The organism is Flexivirga sp., assembly GCF_035551235.1.
GTDB lineage: Bacteria > Actinomycetota > Actinomycetes > Actinomycetales > Dermatophilaceae > Flexivirga.
Window position 1 is genome coordinate 40,593 of sequence record NZ_DASZNO010000048.1, and the last position, 16,799, is coordinate 57,391.

Here is a 16,799-nt window from a genome sequence, read left to right on the forward strand (position 1 = left end):
CGGGTGCACACCTTGTCGATCACGGACGACCGATCGTGAGTCGTCCCTCGCCGAGGCTGGCGGCACACATCGTATGCCGCCGGGCGGCGCCGCCCCAAATCGGCTGCAGGGCGACGGCCGGACTCGTCCAGGTCAGGGGGTGAACATCGAGGTGACCGAGCCGTCCTCGAAGACCTCCCGGATCGCCTTGCCGAGGAGCGGCGCGATCGACAGTGGCGTGAGCTTCTCGAAGTGCTTGCCGTCGTTGATCGGCAGCGTGTCGGTGACGACGATCTCGCGCGCGACCGAGTCCCGCAGCCGCTGCACGGCCGGCTCCGAGAAGATCGCGTGCGTGGCGGCGATGACGACGCTGGCCGCGCCATCGGCCATCAGCGCGTCGGCCGCGTGGCAGATCGTGCCGCCGGAATCGATCATGTCGTCGACCAGGATGCAGGTGCGGCCCTCGACCGCACCGATCACCCGGTTGGCGACGCTCGCGTTGGACCGCGTGACGTCGCGCGTCTTGTGGATGAAGGCCAGCGGGACACCACCAAGACGGCGCGACCACTGCTCGGCGACCTTGATCCGGCCGGCGTCCGGCGAGACGACGGTGAGGTCCTCGGCGCCGTACTTGTCCTTGACGTAGCCGGTGAGGATCGGCAGCGCCTGCAGGTGGTCGACCGGCCCGTCGAAGAAGCCCTGGATCTGGTCGGTGTGCAGGTCGACGGTCATCAGGCGGTCCGCGCCGGCGGTCTTGAACATGTCGGCCATCAGGCGGGCGCTGATCGGCTCACGGCCACGGGACTTCTTGTCCTGGCGCGCGTAGCCGTAGAACGGCGTGACGACCGTGATCCGCTTGGCGCTCGCGCGTTTGAGGGCGTCGACCATGAGCAGGTGCTCCATGATCCATTTGTTGATCGGCGCCGTGTGACTCTGGATGACGAACGCGTCGCAGCCGCGCACCGAATCCTCGAAGCGCACGTACATCTCGGTGTTGGCGAAATCGCGCAGTTCGGTGGGCACCAACTGGGTGCCGAGGTCCTCGGCCACCGCCTCGGCCAGCTCGAGATGTGCGCGACCGGAGAACACCATCAGGTTCTTCTCCGTGGTGCGTTTCATACCGGTGCTCATGAGCGGGCAGAACCTTCCTGGTCTTCCGGGGCATCGAGGGCTGGTGACGAGGTTGCGGCGTCGGCGGAGGCCGTGCCGGCGCGCTTGCGGGCGACCCAGCCCGGGACGTTGCGTTGCTTTCCGCGGGCGACGGCGAGCTCGCCCGCCGCGACGTCGTCAATAACGGTCGACCCGGCTGCGACATACACGCCGTCGGCGATGTTGACGGGCGCGACGATCACCGAGTTGCTGCCGACGAAGCTGTGCCGGCCCACGGTCGTGCGGCTCTTGGTGACGCCGTCGTAGTTGGCGAAGATCGTACCGGCGCCGATGTTGCTGCCCTCGCCGATCGTGGCGTCGCCGCAGTAGGTCAGGTGCGGCACCTTGGCGCCGTCGCCGATCTGGGCGTTCTTGGTCTCAACGAAGCCGCCGATCTTGCCGCCCCGGCCGAGTTCGGTGCCGGGGCGCAGGTAGGAGAACGGTCCGACGGTGGCCTCGGCGCCGATGAGCGCCAGCTCGGCCACGGTGCGGACGACGCTGGCGCCGTCCCTCACCTCGGTGTCGGTCAGTGTGGTGTCCGGGCCGATCACGCAGTCGGCACCGATCGACGTGGCACCGTGCAACTGACAACCCGGTTGTATGACGGTGTCCTGGCCGACGCTCACACCGACGTCGACCCAGGTGCTGTCCGGGTCGATCACGATCGCGCCGCTCTCCCGCATCAGCGCGTCCAGCGTGCGACGGTTCAGCTCCTTGCCGAGCCGGGCGAGCTGCGCCTTGTCGTTGACGCCCTCGGTCTGCCACAGGTCCTCGAGGATGTGCCCGTTGACCGGCAGGCCCCGACGTACGGCGACCTCGACCACGTCGGTGAGGTACTTCTCCCCCGCTTCCGCGTGCACCCCGACCTCGGCCAGCGCGTCGCGCAGCACTGCGGCGTCGAAAGCGAAGATGCCGGAGTTGAATTCGCCGATCGCACGCTGCTCGGGCGTCGCCTGCTTGTGCTCGACGATGGCGCGCACGTTGCCCTGCTCGTCGCGGACGATCCGGCCGTAGCCGGAGGCGTCGGGCAGCACGCCGGTGAGCACCGTGACCGCTGAAGCGGCGCGGTCGTGCTCGTCGGTCAGCTGCTGGAGCGTCTCGGCGGTCAGCAGCGGGGTATCGCCGGTGGTGACCAGAACCGTGCCGGCCAGGTCGTCCGGCAGGGCCAGCAGACCGCATTCGGCGGCCCGGCCGGTGCCGTAGACGTCGTCCTGTTCCGCGACGACGATGTCCTCGGAGATCTCCCGCGCGGCAGCGGCGACCGATTCCTTCTGGGCCCGGACGACGACCGCGACATACTGCGCTCCGCTACCGACTGCGGCGCTGACGGCGTGACCGACGAGCGTGCGGCCACCGATGGCGTGCAGTGCCTTGTTGCGGCGTGACTTCATCCGGGTGCCGTCTCCCGCGGACAGGACGATGACGGCGGCGGGTGCTGCGGTCACGGGATCGACTCCTAGGCAGTGGATCAGAGATAGAGCTGGTGACGTGACCGCGCGCTTGCGGCCCCGGGCGATGGTACCGGCAGCCGGGTGGTGCTCCCGTCGTCGCCTCCGGGCGCGGACGCGGTCAGGACGACCCGAGAGCCCGCTGGCGCTGCAATGCCCGGCGCTCCGCGGCGTTGTCGGTCAGGCCGATGGCCTGTTCGTATGCCGCCGCGGCCTCGTCGCCTCGTCCGACACGTGCCAGCAGGCGTGCGCGGGCCGCGTGCAGGACGGGGTAGCGCCGCAGCGTGCGGTCGCCGGCGATGCGGTCCAATGCCTGCAGTCCGGCCGGTGCGCCGTCCCGCTCGCCGATCGCGATGGCGCGGTTCACCGCCGCCACGGGGCTCGGGTCGATGGCCGCCAGCTGATCGTGCAGCGCGACGATCTGACCCCAGTCGGTGTCGCCGAAGCTCGGCGCGTCCGTGTGCACCGCGGCGATCGCGGCCTGCAGCTGGTAGGCACCCGGGCGGTTGCGACGCAGGCACGTCCGCACCAGATCGTGGCCCTCGGCGATCAGGCCGCGATCCCAGAGGCGCCGGTCCTGTTCGTCCAACGGGACCAGTTCGCCATACGCATCGAGCCGGGCCGGCCGGCGCGCCTGGGTGAGCAGCAACAGGGCGAGCAACCCGGTCACTTCGGGTTCGTCGGGCATCAGCTCACGCAGCAGCCGCGCGAGCCGAATGGCCTCGGCCGCGAGGTCGTCACGCACCGGCTCCGCTCCGCCGGTCGAGAGATGTCCTTCGTTGAAGACGAGGTAGATCACGCGCAGCACACCGTCCAGCCGGTCCGGCAACTCGGCGTCGACCGGGACGCGGTACGGGATCCGCGCATCGCGAATCTTGGCCTTGGCCCTGACGATTCGCTGCGCGATGGTCGGCTCGGGAGCCACGAAGGCACGCGCGATCTCGGAGGTGGTCAGGCCGCCGAGGATGCGCAGGGTGAGCGCAGTTTGTGCCGCCGGCGCCAGTGCCGGGTGGCAGCAGGTGAACAACATCCGAAGCCGGTCATCAACCACCGTCCTCACCTCCTCGTCCCATCGCTCCGGGCGCTGCTGCTCGGCGAGCTGCGCCGCCGACGACTCCTTGCCGGCCCTGTTCGCCTCCCGACGGAGGTGGTCGATCGCGCGGCGTCTCGCCGTCGTGATGATCCAGCCCGCTGGGCTCGGTGGCGTCCCCTTTTCCGGCCACTGCCGGATGGCGATCTCGAACGCCTGCTGTACGGCGTCCTCGGCGAGATCGATGTCGCCGAGGACGCCGGTCAGCACGGACACCGCGCGGCCGTACTCGCTGCGGAAGATCGCCGCAACGTCGTCGCTCATGCCTGCTGCCGTGCCTCTGTCCCCGGCATACCGGCGATGAACGGGGCGACTTCGGTGGCGAGGCCGGTCACCTCGACATACCGGCCCGCCCAGCGCAGCGCCTCGTCAAGGTCCGCGACGTCGATGATCGTCACGCCACCCACGAACTCCGCGCCCTCGGCGAACGGGCCGTCGGTGACGACCGGTCCGCTGCTGCCCGGCCGCACCATCGACGCGGCCTCGGGCTGGTGCAGGCCGCCGCCGAAGACCCACGAGTTCTGCGCCGCCAGCTCCTGCTGTATGGCGCCGAGCTTCTCCATGACCGGCCCGAGCACGGACTGGTCGGGCACCTCACCGACGGGCTGGATCATCTTGAGCAGGTACTGAGCCATGGCGTTCTCCTCTGGTTCCGACGCCGACCTCCTGCCAGCGTGTCACCAACTACACGAACGGTGGCGGCGTCGATCGACATACCCGCCCGGAATTTCTTCTCGCCGATGCCTCGCCGCGTCGAGAGTGCACTGCCCGTCGTTTTCGCGGCACGGAAAACGACCGGTCAGCAGGTATGGCGTTCGGCCGCTTCGCGCGACAGGCATTCCCGCGCGTGGCAGGGTGAGTCGCGCCGACCGACGTCGAAGAGGGACCTCCCGGACATGAAGCTCGACCTGACCGTGCTCGCCATACCGGCATTCATCGGCGGTATGGCGGCCGAATACGCCTGGCAGCGCACGCATCCCGTCGATCCGGGGACACGCGCCGGCGACTACGAGTTCAAGGACACGATGGCCAGCCTGTCAATGGGTCTCGGCAGCCTGGTCGCGCCATACGTCTCCAAGGCGCTGCTCGGGCCGCTCACCAAACGCGGCAAGGCGGGCAAGACGGTGATGACGATCGCCATCGGCGCGACGGCGGCCACGACTGCCCTGGACGTCGTACGCAAGCTGCGCAGCGACGACTTCGGCGCGGCGGGCGTCGCCGACTGGGACACCCGCGCACTGCAGCAGACCCAGTCGCCTGCTGCGCCCTCGGTGAAACCCGTCCTGCAGCGCATCACCGGCCGGGTGGGCGCCATCGCGGTCGCCTCGACCGCCTTGGTCGTCGCGACCGAGTGGGGTGCGCGAACGGCCGGCGACAACGTCTTCGCCCGTAGTCCGCTGGACCTCGGCGACAGTGCGGTCGTGGCGACGCTGGCGGTGCTGGGCTGGGACTTCATCTACTACTGGAACCACCGCTTCGACCACGAGGTGCGCTGGATGTGGGCGATGCACGAGGTGCATCACTCCAGTGAGCGATACAACTTGTCGACCGCGCTGCGGCAACCGTGGGGCGACACGATGACGCTTTACATCCCCTACAGCCTGTTGGCGCTGGCCGGCGTTCGCCCGAAGCACATCATGAACGCGCGGGCGATCAATCTGATCTACCAGTTCTGGATCCACACCGAGGCCGTGCGCACGGTCGGCCGGCTCGAGCGCTTCCTCAACACTCCGTCGCACCACCGCGTGCACCACGGCACGAACAGCGAGTACCTCGACCGCAATCACGGCAGCATCCTGATCGTCTGGGACAAGCTCTTCGGCACGTTCGAGCCCGAGAACGCGCAGCCGATCTACGGATTGACCACGAACGTCGACACGTTCAACCCGTTGCGCATCGCGAGTCACGAATGGGTCGACATGTTCAAGGACGTCGCGAGCGCGAACACCTGGCCGGAGCGCTGGTCCTATCTCCTGCGCAAGCCCGGCTGGGCCTACGCGCAACGCAGGGCACGACTGGCGAAGGCGGCCTGACTCAGTCGCGGTCACTGGGAAGATCGCCGGATCGCGAGAATTGCCAGGCAGTTTCGAGATCGGACACTGCGATCGACTCGTCACCGATGAATCGATCCAGCGCGAAGAACAGACGGTCACCGACGTCGTCTGCCGACGTTGCATAGGCAGGATCCACTCGTCGAGGGCCACCATCAGTCGCGCATCGCCCTCGTCACCGTAGCGTGCGTTCGCCGCGTCGAACTGCTCCTTGTGCTCGCGCAGGTATGCCGTCATACGTTCCTCGAGTGCGTCCGCGGCCGCCTGATTCGGCTCGAAGTGCCACGTCTGCGCGTCCGTCGGCTCCTCGATCGCGGCGCGTATGCCGGCCACCATCTCGCGGCCGCGAGTCGGGTCGACGCCGAAGCGTCGCGCATAGTCCTCGATGCGCTGCTCCGTCGCGTCGAAATCGACACCTCCGAACGGCGGCAGTTCCTTTCCCGTGAGGTATGGCGCTAGCCGGTCCAGGAAGGGGTCGATGAAATCTGCTGCGACGGGTGCGTCCTCGGGTTCGTGCACTGGAACCGTCAGCTCCACAACCGTGCCCTCGCCGTGCTCCACGAGGCGGAAGTCATACCGATCGTCCGCCCTTGTCCAGCTGACCTCACGTCGCGACTCGTCCACCCAAGCTCGTCCGGCGACATCACCCAGCAGCTCGCCGAGTTCGGTGACTGGCTGCCACGGCCCCGACGGCAGGAACCATGCGCGGATCTGTTCACGCTCGGCGATCGCGCGCCGCACCTGCGCGACCGGCGCGTTGATCAACCTGCTGAACTGCAGCACCGGCTGTCCGTTGATATATACCAACTGCGCATTGGACACGTGAGCCCCCTCGTCGGCGACTCTACGTCGCCGGCACGACCTCGAGCGGTATGCCGTACGGCTGGGCTCAGGTTTAGCGGGCTGAGGAGTGGCAGCTCGGTTCGCTGGTTGAGGAGTGGTGAGGGACGAGCCACGTCTCGAAACCAGGCGGTATGCGGAGGCGGCTGTCGCGCAGCTGAGCTCAGGCTGCTGCGTTGTGGTGGCCGGGCATGCGGCCCGGTGTCAGGTCCCATTCGACCCGGTCGGGGAGAACCTCGGCGGTGTAACCCTGCCGGTGCACGGTTTGATGGTGGCGGCCGCACAGCAACGCGGAATCGGCGAGGGAAGTGTCGCCGCCGGCCCACCAGGGTGTGACGTGGTGGATTTCGCCGAATCCTGGTGGCCGGTCACAGCCGGGGAAGGTGCAGCCGCCGTCGCGCAGGATCACCGCGGCACGGATGGCTTTGGTGGCCAGGCGTTCGCGTCGTCCGACGTCGAGGGGTTGGCTGGGTCCGCCGAGGACGGCGGGGATGAGGTCCGCACTGCAGGCGAACCGGCGTGCCGCACCAGCATCGACGATGTCACCGTTGCCGGTCGTGGCGCCGTGCCCGGCGAGCAGGTCCTGCAGGCTCATAGTCAGCAGCACGGTGGCGGCGCTGGCTTGGGTGCCTTCACCGGTCGCGGCTCGGGCCCCGGCACCGACCAGTTCCATGAGCGCATCCGCCCGGCGCTTACCGGGCGACCGTTCGTCACGCACCGACTCACCGTTAGCTTTGGGAGCATCGTCGGAACTCTGCTCCGTGTCGTCGGCGCGGAGGCCGAAGGCGGCACCGGTGCCGCCGGTCGCACTGGTCGGGTTCGATCCGGTCGACGCATCATCGGGTCTCGATACGCCGTCTCCTCCGCTGCGTTCCTCCGCCGCTACTCGACCCGCATCCACAGGCTTGTCGTCGGTGGCCTTCGCGGGCCTCGGTGCGGACTTGGCGGTGATCGCTTCCTTCAGGATTGCCGCGTTCGCCGGCGACAACTCGGCCACCAGTCGGGTCATCCCGGTAGCGGTGGTGGACCAGGTCAACGATTCGGTGTTCTCGAGCTTTTCGTCCTTGTCCGACAACTCGTCGGGGGCGAATTTCGCGATGATCCGCCGGGTCAGCTGGGTCACTCCGGCGGCGCCGAGTGCGGGGTCGAGTTGCAGGAACCAGCCCAGGATCTCGTCCCGGTCGGCGGTCGGGATAACGGGTGCGACCTTGTCGGCCTGTGTCAACGCGGTCCGTGCGGATTCCACCGAACATGCTCCGTCCCGCAAGGCCCGTGCGATCACCTGGTTCTTCCGGACCCGGCACGCATCGGCCACCGAGGCCATCGCCCGCACCGTCTTCGGTTCGACCGGCACACCACCGACCAAATGCCCCATCAGCCACTGACTCGTCGTAGCGGCAGGAGCCTTCTCGACTGTGCCCCGCTCGACTGCATCCGAGGTGACGATGGTCGCGACCTGCGCGGACCGCCCATGCAGTCGCAACAGCACCGACACCAGTTCGTTCTCCTGCTCCTCGCCCAGCTGGTGCATCGCGCCAGGGACCTCATCCACCACCCGCGCGGCGGCGCGCAAGATGGCAAGCACCTCAGGCCCGCGACCCGGCTCCGCGGCCGGAAGCGTCTCCGGGTCACCAGCACCGCAAACAGGACCCGGATCGCGCATCATCGAATTGACGTTCATCACCGAATCCCCTTCCCCCACTTGCGTTTTCGCGTACCTAAAGGATACCAAAACCACCGCCTAAGGCACAGAGATTTCCCGAACAAATTTACGATATTTTGCCGACCTCGAAGGCAGCTCGCACCTGTCACGGATTGCATTCGCGAACGCCGACCTCAACGCGGAATGGGACGCGCACGGACCTGATCATCGCCGCGGCGTGGCCGTCCGATTCAGGTTCGCCGGTCCGGCTTACGCCGATCGCTGCAGTCGAGGCGGTCGTATTTCATGCTCCGCAGTATGTCGCGCTCAAACACCCGGCGCGCGGCGTAATGAGCGGGTACGGTCCCGCTTCATGGAGACGAACGCGGAGCGCGTCGAGTTGGAGCAACTACGCAACCGCCGTTGGTGGTGCGTACTCGCCATCGTCGCGGGAGTCGTATTCATCGGATTTGCCGCTGCCGGGCAGGCCGCCGGGGGCGTGGGCATCTTCGGTGTTGCGCTCATCGCTCTCGGTGTCGTCGTGCGATCGCGGGCCAATAGCCGAATGAACCTTATCGAGGCTGGGCAGCGAGACCGGACCGAACGGCCCGAGTAGCGCGACCTCACGGTCGCCGAGCGGTGCGGTCGGCCCCGCCCCAGCTGCCGCTGTCGCGGGTCGGTTGTTCGCAGCGGGAGGCGCGTAAGTCCCCGGTTGTGACCACGCGATGTGACCAGCAGCAAGAAAGACCCCGCCCTGTCCGGTACGGAGGGCGGGGTCTTTCGCTGCTTGACCGGCGCAAAGGCTGCGCGATCTGGCTCCCCGGGTTGGAATCGAACCAACGTCGCTAATCCTGATTCAAAGTCAGGCGGCCCCTACCAGCAGAGCAACCGGGGAACGCCCCCGAAGGGGACCGCACAAGGGTAGGCCAGATCGCGAATGATGGCATATCGGGGCCGAACAGGGGCCGAGCAGCGAGCATCATCAACGATCTGACGGTAGTTGGCACACGATTCGGCCCGATCACGTTGAATGGAGGGCATGCCTCCCAAGAAGCGTTCCCGACTGTCCGCCGCCGATCGGCGCGAGCAGCTGATCTCGGTCGCCGAGCGGCTGTTCGCCGAGCACGGGGTGCAGCCTACGACCGTCGAAGACGTCGCGACGGCGGCCGGCGTGACCAAGCCGCTGATCTACGAACACTTCGGCGGCAAGGAGGGCCTGTATGCCGTGGTCGTCGACCGCGCCATGCGCCAGCTGCTGGACCATCTCGTCGGCTCGCTGACCTCCGGCGGATCCTCCCGCGAGCTGCTCGAGCGAGGTGCCGTCGCGCTGCTGAGCTACATCGAGGAACAGCCCGCCGCCTTCCGCGTGCTGCTGCGTGACTCGCCGACATGGCACGGCAACGGCTCCGCGGCGAGCATCATGTCCGCGGTCGCCGGTCAGGTGGAGGAGATCGTCATTGAGGTGTTCAAGCGCAACGACCTCAATATCGAGGTCGTGCCGATCTACGCCCAGATGCTCGTGGGAATGATCGGCTTCACGGGCGAGTGGTGGATCGAGTCGGGCTCTTCACTCCCCCGCGACACCGTCGCTGCACACATGGTCAACCTGGCGTGGCACGGCCTCGGGAACATCGAGAAGGAACCAACCCTGAAGACGCTCTGACGGCGGGCGACGAGGCTTCGATACGTCCCCCGCTTCGCTCGTCCCTACTCAACCCGCTTGGTCCGCTCAACCCGCTTGAGAGTCAGCCGGCCTCCTGGATCTCGACCCGGTTGCCGACCGGATCGTCGGTATGGAACCGACGCACGCCGGGGATCGCGTCGTCCCAGCGCACCGCTCCCCCAGCCGCCGCAACAGCGGTTGCTGCCACGTCGACATCCGCAACCAGCAGGCACGGGTGCGCCTTCCGCGCGGGAACGAAGGATTCCTCGACACCGCAATGCAATTCGTGCGCGGCGCCGACCGCGAACCAGCACCCACCACGCGCAGCGAGCACCGGTGGCTTCGGCAACTCCGGAAGTCCGAGCACCCCGTTGTAGAACCCCCGCAACCGGTCCTCCGACCCGGCGGGACACGCGATCTGCACGTGATGCAGACCGGTCACCGAGACACGCGCTTGCTCCGTCATACCTCTCAGCCCTTCCGACCGACGGCGAAGATCCGACGGAACGGCATGGGCGTGCCGTATGGCGCCCGCGGGTATGCCGCGTCGAATCTCGCGACCAGCTCACCGAGGAAATCCTCCCGCTCGGAGTCGTCCTGAAGCACGTCCAGCAACGGCCGAAGCGCCGTGCCCTTGACCCACTCCAGCACCGGGCTGCGTTGCGCGCCCTGCGGATCCAGCACCTGCAGGTAGGTGGTCTCCCACACATCGAGGTGGCCGCAATGCTCCGCCAGTGCCTGCGCGTAGCGCTCCGGGGACTCGACGGGCGACTCCCGCAACGCGCCGGCCAGGTCCCCGGCCCGGCTGTGCTCCCGCGCCACCTCGCGGATGATCCGGTGCGAGGGAGCATCGAAGTTGCCCGGGACCTGCATCGCGAACCAGCCACCGGCAGGCAGTCCGGCCAGCCAGCGGTCGATGAGGGCAAGATGACCAGGGACCCATTGCAGGGTCGCGTTGGTGACGATGACGTCCGGTGACGAACCCTCCGCCGGCCGCCAGTTCGCGACATCGGCCAACTGCCAGTGCACGCGGCCGTCGACGTCGAGCCCGCTGGCCCGTTGCAGCATCGACTCCGAGGAGTCCACGCCGGTGATGTCAGCCTCCGGCCAGCGGTCGGCCAGGGTGAGGGTCAGCGGCCCGTTCCCGCAGCCGAGATCAACCACCCGCTGCGGCGAATCGGCAGCCACCCGCGCGATCAGATCACCGAACGGCCGATTGCGCAGATCGGAAAAGCGTTCGTACTGCTGCGGATCCCACGTCGCCATACCAAGCACCCCATTCCAGATTATCTTGATATCAAGATACTGGCAGTTGTCTCGATGTCAAGAAACTTGAGAGTAGACTGACTTCATGGTGCCCGAACGCGATGAGGTCGACCAGATCGTTGACGCCTGGCGTCGCGAGCGTGCCGACCTCGATGTCGAGCCGTTGCAAGTGCTTTCGCGTGTGTCACGACTGGCCCGCCTGCTCGACCAGGCTCGCGGCCGCGCATTCACCGACCATGGCCTGGACGGCTGGGAGTTCGACGTGTTGTCGGCCCTGCGGCGCGTCGGCGCGCCATACGAACTCTCTCCGGGCGCGCTCGTGCAACAGACACTGGTCACCAGCGGAACGATGACCAACCGGGTCGATCGACTGGAGAGCCGCGGCCTCGTCGAGCGCCACCCCGCACCGACCGACCGTCGCGGAGTGCTCGTGCGGCTGACCTCGGCCGGGCGCGACGCAGTCGACGCCGCCATGGTGGAGCTGCTCGAGCACGAGCGAGCGATCCTGGCCCACCTGCCCAGTCGTCATCGCACCGCGCTCGCATCCGCGCTGCGCACTCTGCTGTCCGCAGTCGAAAACCCCTCGGACTGAACGCTCCCCGGTCGATGCGGAGTCGACATGCCGGGGCAAGGTCGCGATTCGGCATCGTTTGTTGTGAGCCATCCGCTGCGGATGCCACGATGAAGAAGCGCCCGCGGCATCGGCACCGCTGCCGCTTCCACGGTGCAGGGAGGGGCTCGGCACGTGATCACTGTCGATCTGAGCGTGCACACACCTGCCACCATCCGATGGGCCCTGTCGCCCGTCCTGGAGACACTCGGTTGGCTGCGCCTGGCCAGAGATGGTGCGAGCGATCCCACTTATGGCGCGCCGGCCCGGGCAACGAAACAGCTTCTCTCCCGTCCGGACGTGGCACTGGTCTGCGAACTGCTGCCGTCCGGCGGCGGTCCCACGCCCGATTTCCTTGCTCCCGCGCCGCCGGCCGCGACCTCGACTCGGGCGGCCGAGTCGCAACTTGCGGAGATCGACAACACCGATCACGCCCAGGCTGCGGTGGAGGTGTGGGCGGCGTCCGGCGATCGCCCGCTGAGCAAGAACATCACCGCCGCGCTGCGCGATGGCACCCTGCCCGCCAGGGCTGCGCGCGGACTGGCGACGTTCTGGGAGGAGGGTATGGCGGAGGTGTTCGGACTCGCCGAAACGGCGTTGCGTGCCGAGATCTCTCGTTGCGAGCAACTCGCCGACAGTGGCGGGATCGGCGCGGTGCTGAACGCCATACAGGAGCAACTCTCGTGGGGCGATGAGCCGGCCAATGCGTGCGAGCACCGCACGGACACCGAATCGGGTATGCCGGAGTTGCTCGTCATACCGACGGCGCTCTACGGCCCGCGCCTCACGATGAGGTTGCAGGGCACACGCCCGTATGTCGCCTACCCGATCGACGCCACCCCCGCGCCCACCGACCCGATCACCGGGCTGCGACGCCTGATCGGACCGACCCGGGCAGCGATCCTGCGGCACCTGAGCTCGGCGCGGACGACGACCGAACTGAGTGAGGAACTGCGCCTGGCGGCAGCGACGGTGTCCTACCACGTGAAGGTGATGCAGCGGGCCGGCCTGCTCGAGCGGTCGCGCCAGCGCCACAACGTGTTCTACGAGTTGTCCCCCACCGGCCGGCAACTGCTGGCCGGCATTTCGTGAAGATTCGAGCCTCTTCGAATATTGCGATCTGGTCGCGATTGCAATCAATTGCTGGACTTCGTGCAGCGCCCGGTCGAGTGTATTGATCGAGAGGTTGTCGGCGTCATGGGGGCCGCCGATCGCTTCTGAGTAACAGTGGGGCCGCGGACTCGACCGACCGATCCGGTGACTGGACGCGGGCAATATCACGTGCACGGAGCCAGCTCTTTCGACCTCGACTCCGGCAATTACCGGCGATCGGCATTGACGACGTATCTGCCATCACTCGATTCGGGGGCGGGTGATTTGGGTGATGCATCGGACACCGGCACGAAAAAGGGAATCACGAATTCCGGACGGGTATCCGGGATCTGGAAGGGATATCAGAACGATGCGAATGACGAAATTGGTGGCGCTGTCGGCTGCGGGACTCACTGCGGTTTCGCTGGCTGCATGCAGCAGTGGCGGCCCGTCGGGCAGCGGAAGCGGTTCGGACAACGGCGACAACACCGCCGCGGCTGAACAGACCAACGCCGCGGTGGCGGCGACCAACCCTGACCTGAAGGGCCCCGCCCCGGCGGTCACAGGCGCCAAGAAGGGCGGCACGCTCTACATCGACGACTCGTCGAACCCACCCACCATGGATCCGGCCGGCATCTACTACATCGACTCGAACGCCTTTGCCTCGCAGTACCTGTATCGCACGCTGACCCAGTACAAGATCGTCAAGGGCAAGCCGGTTCTGGTGCCCGACCTGGCCGAGGGCGTCGGCACCCCGTCCGCCGACGGCCTGACGTGGACTTTCAAGATCAAGAAGGGCCTGAAGTACTCCGACGGTTCGCCGGTCAAGATCGAGGACTTCGTCTACGGGATGGAGCGTTCCTTCGCCAAGGAGAGCGTTGCCCTGAACGGCACCGATTATCAGCGCCAATACCTCGTGGGCGGCAAGGACTACAAGGGCCCCTACAAGCAGCCGAAAGCCAAGTTCAAGGGCGTGACCACCAAGGGCGACGACACCCTGGTCTTCCACCTGGTGAAGAAGGTTCCCTCGTTCAACTACTTCGCCTCGTTCCCGGAGTTCACTCCGGTGCCGAAGGCCAAGGACACCAAGACCGACTACCAGAAGCACCCGGTGACGACCGGCCCCTACAAGGTCAACTCGTACAACGTCGGTTCGAAGCTGCTCCTGTCGCGCAACAAGTACTGGGAGCCCAAGACCGACCCGGTGCGCAACGCCTATCCGGACAAGATCCAGATCAACCTGGCGATCACCGACCTGGCATCGCAGCAACGGGTGCTGGCCAACAGCGGTGTGGGCGCCAACACGGTCAACATCGGCGCGATCGACTCCTCGCTGGCGTCGAAGGTGACCGGCGCACAGAAGAACCAGTTCGCGATCGGCCCGTCGTCGTGCGAGTTCTACGTCAACATGAACGTCAACGAGATCCCGTTGAACGTTCGTAAGGCGATCGGCTACGCCTACCCCTGGGACCAGATCCGCAAGGCCGGTGGCCTGTCGAAGCTGAACTACCAGCCGGCAACCACCTATGCGGCGCCGAGTCTGCAGGGCTTCAAGAAGTACACCCCGCTGCCCTATGCGACCGGTCAGGGCTCGGGCGATACCGCGAAGGCGAAGGCGATGCTGCAGAAGGCCGGCAAGGTCGGCTTCCAGCTGTCCTACTACTACCGCAGTGACAAGCCGAATGTCGTCGCAGCCAACAACGCTCGCAAGGCCGCGCTGACCAAGGCCGGGTTCAAGATCAAGGACATCCCGGTGTCCAGCGCCGAATACACCAAGAAGATCGCGGACCCGAAGGCCCCGGTCAACATGATGCAGGGCACGCCGGGCTGGTGCTACGACTGGCCGACCGGTGACTCGGTCTACCCGGTGCTCTTCAGTGGTGAGGGCATTCCGGACGGCACCACGGTGGGTCAGTTCAAGAACGCCGCGGTGAATGCCGAGATGGACAAGATCGGCAAGATGGATCCGGCCAAGGCTGCGCCCGAGTGGGCGAAGCTGGACCAGGAGATCATGACGAAGTACGTGCCCGGCCTGCCGGACTACTACTCGATGAACACCGCGACGTTCGGCAAGAACGTCAAGAATGTCGGGTTGAATCCGATCATCAGCATGCCGAGCCTGGCGCAACTGTGGGTGTCGAACTGATGCCGTGAAACTGACTGAGACGGCGGTGGCGACGCCCATTCACAGGGCGTCGCCGAGCCGTTGACCTCAGTGTTGACCTCAGTGCGGAGCGCTCTCGTTCAGCACCGCCACCACGTGGTCGTAGTCGCCGCGCACCTCGCCATACCGGAGGAATTTGACGTTCTCGACCTGAATCTCACGCGCGGACGGTTGCGTCTCGATGATCTCGAGCACCTCGGTGATGAAGGCGTCCAGCGGCATCGCGAAGGCACTCTCCCGTTGTCCGGGCAGGATGTCGGTCGCGACCGACGGCGGCTCCAACTCGACGACCGAGACGCTGGTGTCCGCCAGCTGCAGGCGAATCGACTCACTGAGCAGATGTATGGCGGCCTTGGTCGCGTTGTAGGTGGGCGTCACCTTCAGCGGCGCGAAGGCCAGTCCGGACGACACGGTCATGATCGTGGCGCTCGGCCGGGTCCGCAGGTGATCGATGAACGCGTCGATCAGCCGGATCGGGCCGAGCAGGTTGGTCTCGACCACCTGCTCCGCGCCGGTCGCGAAGCCGCCACGCGTCCAGTCCTCGACATGCATGATGCCCGCCATCGGGACCAGGACGTCGAGCTGCGGCCACTGCTCGATGACAGTCTTGGCGGCCGTGGCGATCTCGTCCGGGTCGGTGGTGTCGATCCGGACGATGCCGATGCCCGGATGCTCCGACGCGATCTGCTCCAGCAGCCCGGTGCGCCGGCCGCCGACGATGACGGTGTTCCCCTTCTCGTGCAAGGCGATTGCCAGTGCCAGGCCGATGCCGCTCGTCGCGCCGGGGATGAAGATGGTGTGTCCGTTGATGTTCATGGTCTCGAGTCAAGCCGTGTGCGCGGCAGCCCTCCAGAGAGCGCTCATCGGGGGATCGCCGATCCCTGCCTCGGATTCGGGCGGCCACCCATAATCGACAGATGGATCGTGAAGCACTGGCCGACTTCCTCGCCCGCCGGCGGCGCGAGCTGCAACCCGATGACGTCGGCCTGCCCGCCGGAGTGCGGCGCCGTACTCCCGGACTTCGGCGTGAGGAGGTCGCCCTGCTCGCGACCATGTCCGCGGACTACTACACGCGGCTCGAGCAACGCCGCGGACCACAGCCGAGCACCCAGCTGCTCACGTCACTGGCCCGCGCGCTCCGGTTGTCCGCCGACGAACGGGACTACCTCTTCCGGGTCGCCGGGCACAACCCGCCGGACCGCGCGGGCGCCAGCGATCATGTCGCGCCGGCGTTGCTCCGTGTGCTGGGGCGCCTGTCCGACACGCCGGCGTTGATCATCAACGAACTGGCCGAGACCCTGGTGCAGAACGAGCCGGCCCGGGCACTCTTCGGCGATGCGAGCGCACGGGTCGGCTGGGATCGCAGCGAGATCTACCGCTGGTTCGTCCACCCGGAGATCGAGCGTTCCCGATATCCCGAGCACGACCGCCGGCGGCAGAGTCGCGCACAGGTGGCGTCCTTGCGAATGGCGTTGGGCAGCATGGGAAAGCAGTCGCGGGCCGGCAGGCTGGTGGACGAACTCCGCAGGCGCAGTGCGGAATTCGTCGAGTTGTGGGACGAACACGAGGTCGCCCGGCGGTTCGCCGATCACAAGGTGCTCATCCACCCCGAGATCGGACCCATCGAACTCGACTGCCAGGTGCTCTTCACCGAGGACCAGTCGCAGGCGCTGCTGGTGCTGACGGCCGAGCCGCACACCGAGGACGAGGAGAAACTCAAGCTGCTCAGCGTCCTCGGCACCCAGACCTTCACCCGCGAGTGACGGCTCCCTCGCCGAGCGACGGCGCAATCTGACCGTCTCTCG

General features: G+C 67.0%; 15 protein-coding genes and 1 tRNA gene. 7 read left to right on the forward strand and 9 right to left on the reverse strand.

Features of this window, described 5'->3' with window-relative positions; genetic code table 11:
• Positions 1-132: 132 nt before the first annotated feature.
• The 4 genes from VG502_RS18205 to VG502_RS18220 all read right to left on the reverse strand — a co-directional run bounded on the left by VG502_RS18205 (position 133) and on the right by VG502_RS18220 (position 4,301).
• Complete coding sequence (locus tag VG502_RS18205) at positions 133-1,110, reverse strand: ribose-phosphate diphosphokinase (protein ID WP_325551507.1); 978 nt, start codon at positions 1,108-1,110, stop codon at positions 133-135.
• A complete protein-coding gene (glmU, locus tag VG502_RS18210) occupies positions 1,107-2,573 on the reverse strand; it encodes a bifunctional UDP-N-acetylglucosamine diphosphorylase/glucosamine-1-phosphate N-acetyltransferase GlmU (RefSeq protein WP_325551508.1) in 1,467 nt (488 codons plus the stop codon). Before glmU ends, VG502_RS18205 begins: the two co-directional genes overlap by 4 nt.
• A gap of 124 nt (positions 2,574-2,697) precedes the next feature.
• Positions 2,698-3,930 (reverse strand): RNA polymerase sigma factor, encoded by a 1,233-nt coding sequence (locus VG502_RS18215; RefSeq protein WP_325551509.1) that lies wholly within the window; start codon positions 3,928-3,930, stop codon positions 2,698-2,700.
• Positions 3,927-4,301 (reverse strand): YciI family protein, encoded by a 375-nt coding sequence (locus VG502_RS18220; RefSeq protein WP_325551510.1) that lies wholly within the window; start codon positions 4,299-4,301, stop codon positions 3,927-3,929. The genes VG502_RS18215 and VG502_RS18220 overlap by 4 nt, the downstream gene beginning before the upstream one ends.
• 261 nt (positions 4,302-4,562) lie before the next feature.
• Here VG502_RS18220 and VG502_RS18225 point away from each other — a divergent pair, with 261 nt between their 5' ends.
• On the forward strand, positions 4,563-5,699 hold the full coding sequence (locus VG502_RS18225; RefSeq protein WP_325551511.1) for a sterol desaturase family protein: 1,137 nt from the start codon (positions 4,563-4,565) through the stop codon (positions 5,697-5,699).
• Between the two features lie 1,021 nt (positions 5,700-6,720).
• On the opposite strand, the gene VG502_RS18230 is transcribed toward VG502_RS18225, so the two are convergent.
• Positions 6,721-8,238, reverse strand: a complete 1,518-nt coding sequence (locus VG502_RS18230) for an HNH endonuclease signature motif containing protein (RefSeq protein ID WP_325551565.1) — start codon at positions 8,236-8,238, stop codon at positions 6,721-6,723.
• A 334-nt stretch (positions 8,239-8,572) separates the two neighbouring features.
• Between VG502_RS18230 and VG502_RS18235 the strand changes: the two genes are divergently transcribed.
• Positions 8,573-8,815: a hypothetical protein gene (locus VG502_RS18235; protein WP_325551512.1), complete on the forward strand. Its 243-nt coding sequence runs from the start codon at positions 8,573-8,575 to the stop codon at positions 8,813-8,815.
• Between the two features lie 197 nt (positions 8,816-9,012).
• On the opposite strand, the gene VG502_RS18240 is transcribed toward VG502_RS18235, so the two are convergent.
• Positions 9,013-9,094: transfer RNA gene (locus VG502_RS18240), tRNA-Gln, on the reverse strand.
• Between the two features lie 144 nt (positions 9,095-9,238).
• Between VG502_RS18240 and VG502_RS18245 the strand changes: the two genes are divergently transcribed.
• On the forward strand, positions 9,239-9,862 hold the full coding sequence (locus VG502_RS18245) for a TetR/AcrR family transcriptional regulator (RefSeq protein ID WP_325551513.1): 624 nt from the start codon (positions 9,239-9,241) through the stop codon (positions 9,860-9,862).
• An 82-nt stretch (positions 9,863-9,944) separates the two neighbouring features.
• On the opposite strand, the gene VG502_RS18250 is transcribed toward VG502_RS18245, so the two are convergent.
• Positions 9,945-10,328: a VOC family protein gene (locus VG502_RS18250; RefSeq protein WP_325551514.1), complete on the reverse strand. Its 384-nt coding sequence runs from the start codon at positions 10,326-10,328 to the stop codon at positions 9,945-9,947.
• 5 nt (positions 10,329-10,333) lie between these two features.
• Entirely contained in the window at positions 10,334-11,128 is a 795-nt protein-coding gene (locus VG502_RS18255) for a methyltransferase domain-containing protein (protein WP_325551515.1), read from the reverse strand.
• Between the two features lie 85 nt (positions 11,129-11,213).
• On the opposite strand from VG502_RS18255, the gene VG502_RS18260 reads away from it, so the two are divergent.
• The 3 genes from VG502_RS18260 to VG502_RS18270 all read left to right on the forward strand — a co-directional run bounded on the left by VG502_RS18260 (position 11,214) and on the right by VG502_RS18270 (position 14,976).
• Positions 11,214-11,720: a MarR family winged helix-turn-helix transcriptional regulator gene (locus VG502_RS18260; RefSeq protein ID WP_325551516.1), complete on the forward strand. Its 507-nt coding sequence runs from the start codon at positions 11,214-11,216 to the stop codon at positions 11,718-11,720.
• Positions 11,721-11,873: 153 nt separating this feature from the next.
• The gene (locus tag VG502_RS18265) at positions 11,874-12,830 is read left to right on the forward strand and encodes a winged helix-turn-helix domain-containing protein (protein ID WP_325551517.1); all 957 of its coding nucleotides are present in this window, start codon (positions 11,874-11,876) and stop codon (positions 12,828-12,830) included.
• A 376-nt stretch (positions 12,831-13,206) separates the two neighbouring features.
• Positions 13,207-14,976 carry an ABC transporter substrate-binding protein gene (locus VG502_RS18270; protein WP_325551518.1) on the forward strand — a complete coding sequence of 590 codons (1,770 nt, stop codon included), beginning with the start codon at positions 13,207-13,209 and terminating at the stop codon, positions 14,974-14,976.
• Between the two features lie 78 nt (positions 14,977-15,054).
• Here VG502_RS18270 and VG502_RS18275 read toward each other — a convergent pair whose 3' ends face one another.
• Complete coding sequence (locus VG502_RS18275) at positions 15,055-15,810, reverse strand: SDR family oxidoreductase (protein ID WP_325551519.1); 756 nt, start codon at positions 15,808-15,810, stop codon at positions 15,055-15,057.
• Between the two features lie 101 nt (positions 15,811-15,911).
• Here VG502_RS18275 and VG502_RS18280 point away from each other — a divergent pair, with 101 nt between their 5' ends.
• On the forward strand, positions 15,912-16,757 hold the full coding sequence (locus tag VG502_RS18280) for a helix-turn-helix transcriptional regulator (protein WP_325551520.1): 846 nt from the start codon (positions 15,912-15,914) through the stop codon (positions 16,755-16,757).
• The last annotated feature ends 42 nt before the right edge of the window (positions 16,758-16,799 follow it).

Excerpts from the sequence above, each read along its gene's own strand:
- VG502_RS18255 (WP_325551515.1), bottom strand. The coding sequence starts at position 11,128 with ATGGCGACGTGGGATCCGCAGCAGTACGAACGCTTTTCCGATCTGCGC.
- VG502_RS18230 (WP_325551565.1), bottom strand. The coding sequence starts at position 8,238 with ATGAACGTCAATTCGATGATGCGCGATCCGGGTCCTGTTTGCGGTGCT.
- VG502_RS18235 (WP_325551512.1), top strand. The coding sequence starts at position 8,573 with ATGGAGACGAACGCGGAGCGCGTCGAGTTGGAGCAACTACGCAACCGC.
- VG502_RS18215 (WP_325551509.1), bottom strand. The coding sequence starts at position 3,930 with ATGAGCGACGACGTTGCGGCGATCTTCCGCAGCGAGTACGGCCGCGCG.
- VG502_RS18280 (WP_325551520.1), top strand. The coding sequence starts at position 15,912 with ATGGATCGTGAAGCACTGGCCGACTTCCTCGCCCGCCGGCGGCGCGAG.
- VG502_RS18250 (WP_325551514.1), bottom strand. The coding sequence starts at position 10,328 with ATGACGGAGCAAGCGCGTGTCTCGGTGACCGGTCTGCATCACGTGCAG.
- VG502_RS18225 (WP_325551511.1), top strand. The coding sequence starts at position 4,563 with ATGAAGCTCGACCTGACCGTGCTCGCCATACCGGCATTCATCGGCGGT.
- VG502_RS18220 (WP_325551510.1), bottom strand. The coding sequence starts at position 4,301 with ATGGCTCAGTACCTGCTCAAGATGATCCAGCCCGTCGGTGAGGTGCCC.
- VG502_RS18245 (WP_325551513.1), top strand. The coding sequence starts at position 9,239 with ATGCCTCCCAAGAAGCGTTCCCGACTGTCCGCCGCCGATCGGCGCGAG.
- VG502_RS18270 (WP_325551518.1), top strand. The coding sequence starts at position 13,207 with ATGACGAAATTGGTGGCGCTGTCGGCTGCGGGACTCACTGCGGTTTCG.
- VG502_RS18260 (WP_325551516.1), top strand. The coding sequence starts at position 11,214 with ATGGTGCCCGAACGCGATGAGGTCGACCAGATCGTTGACGCCTGGCGT.
- VG502_RS18275 (WP_325551519.1), bottom strand. The coding sequence starts at position 15,810 with ATGAACATCAACGGACACACCATCTTCATCCCCGGCGCGACGAGCGGC.
- VG502_RS18205 (WP_325551507.1), bottom strand. The coding sequence starts at position 1,110 with ATGAGCACCGGTATGAAACGCACCACGGAGAAGAACCTGATGGTGTTC.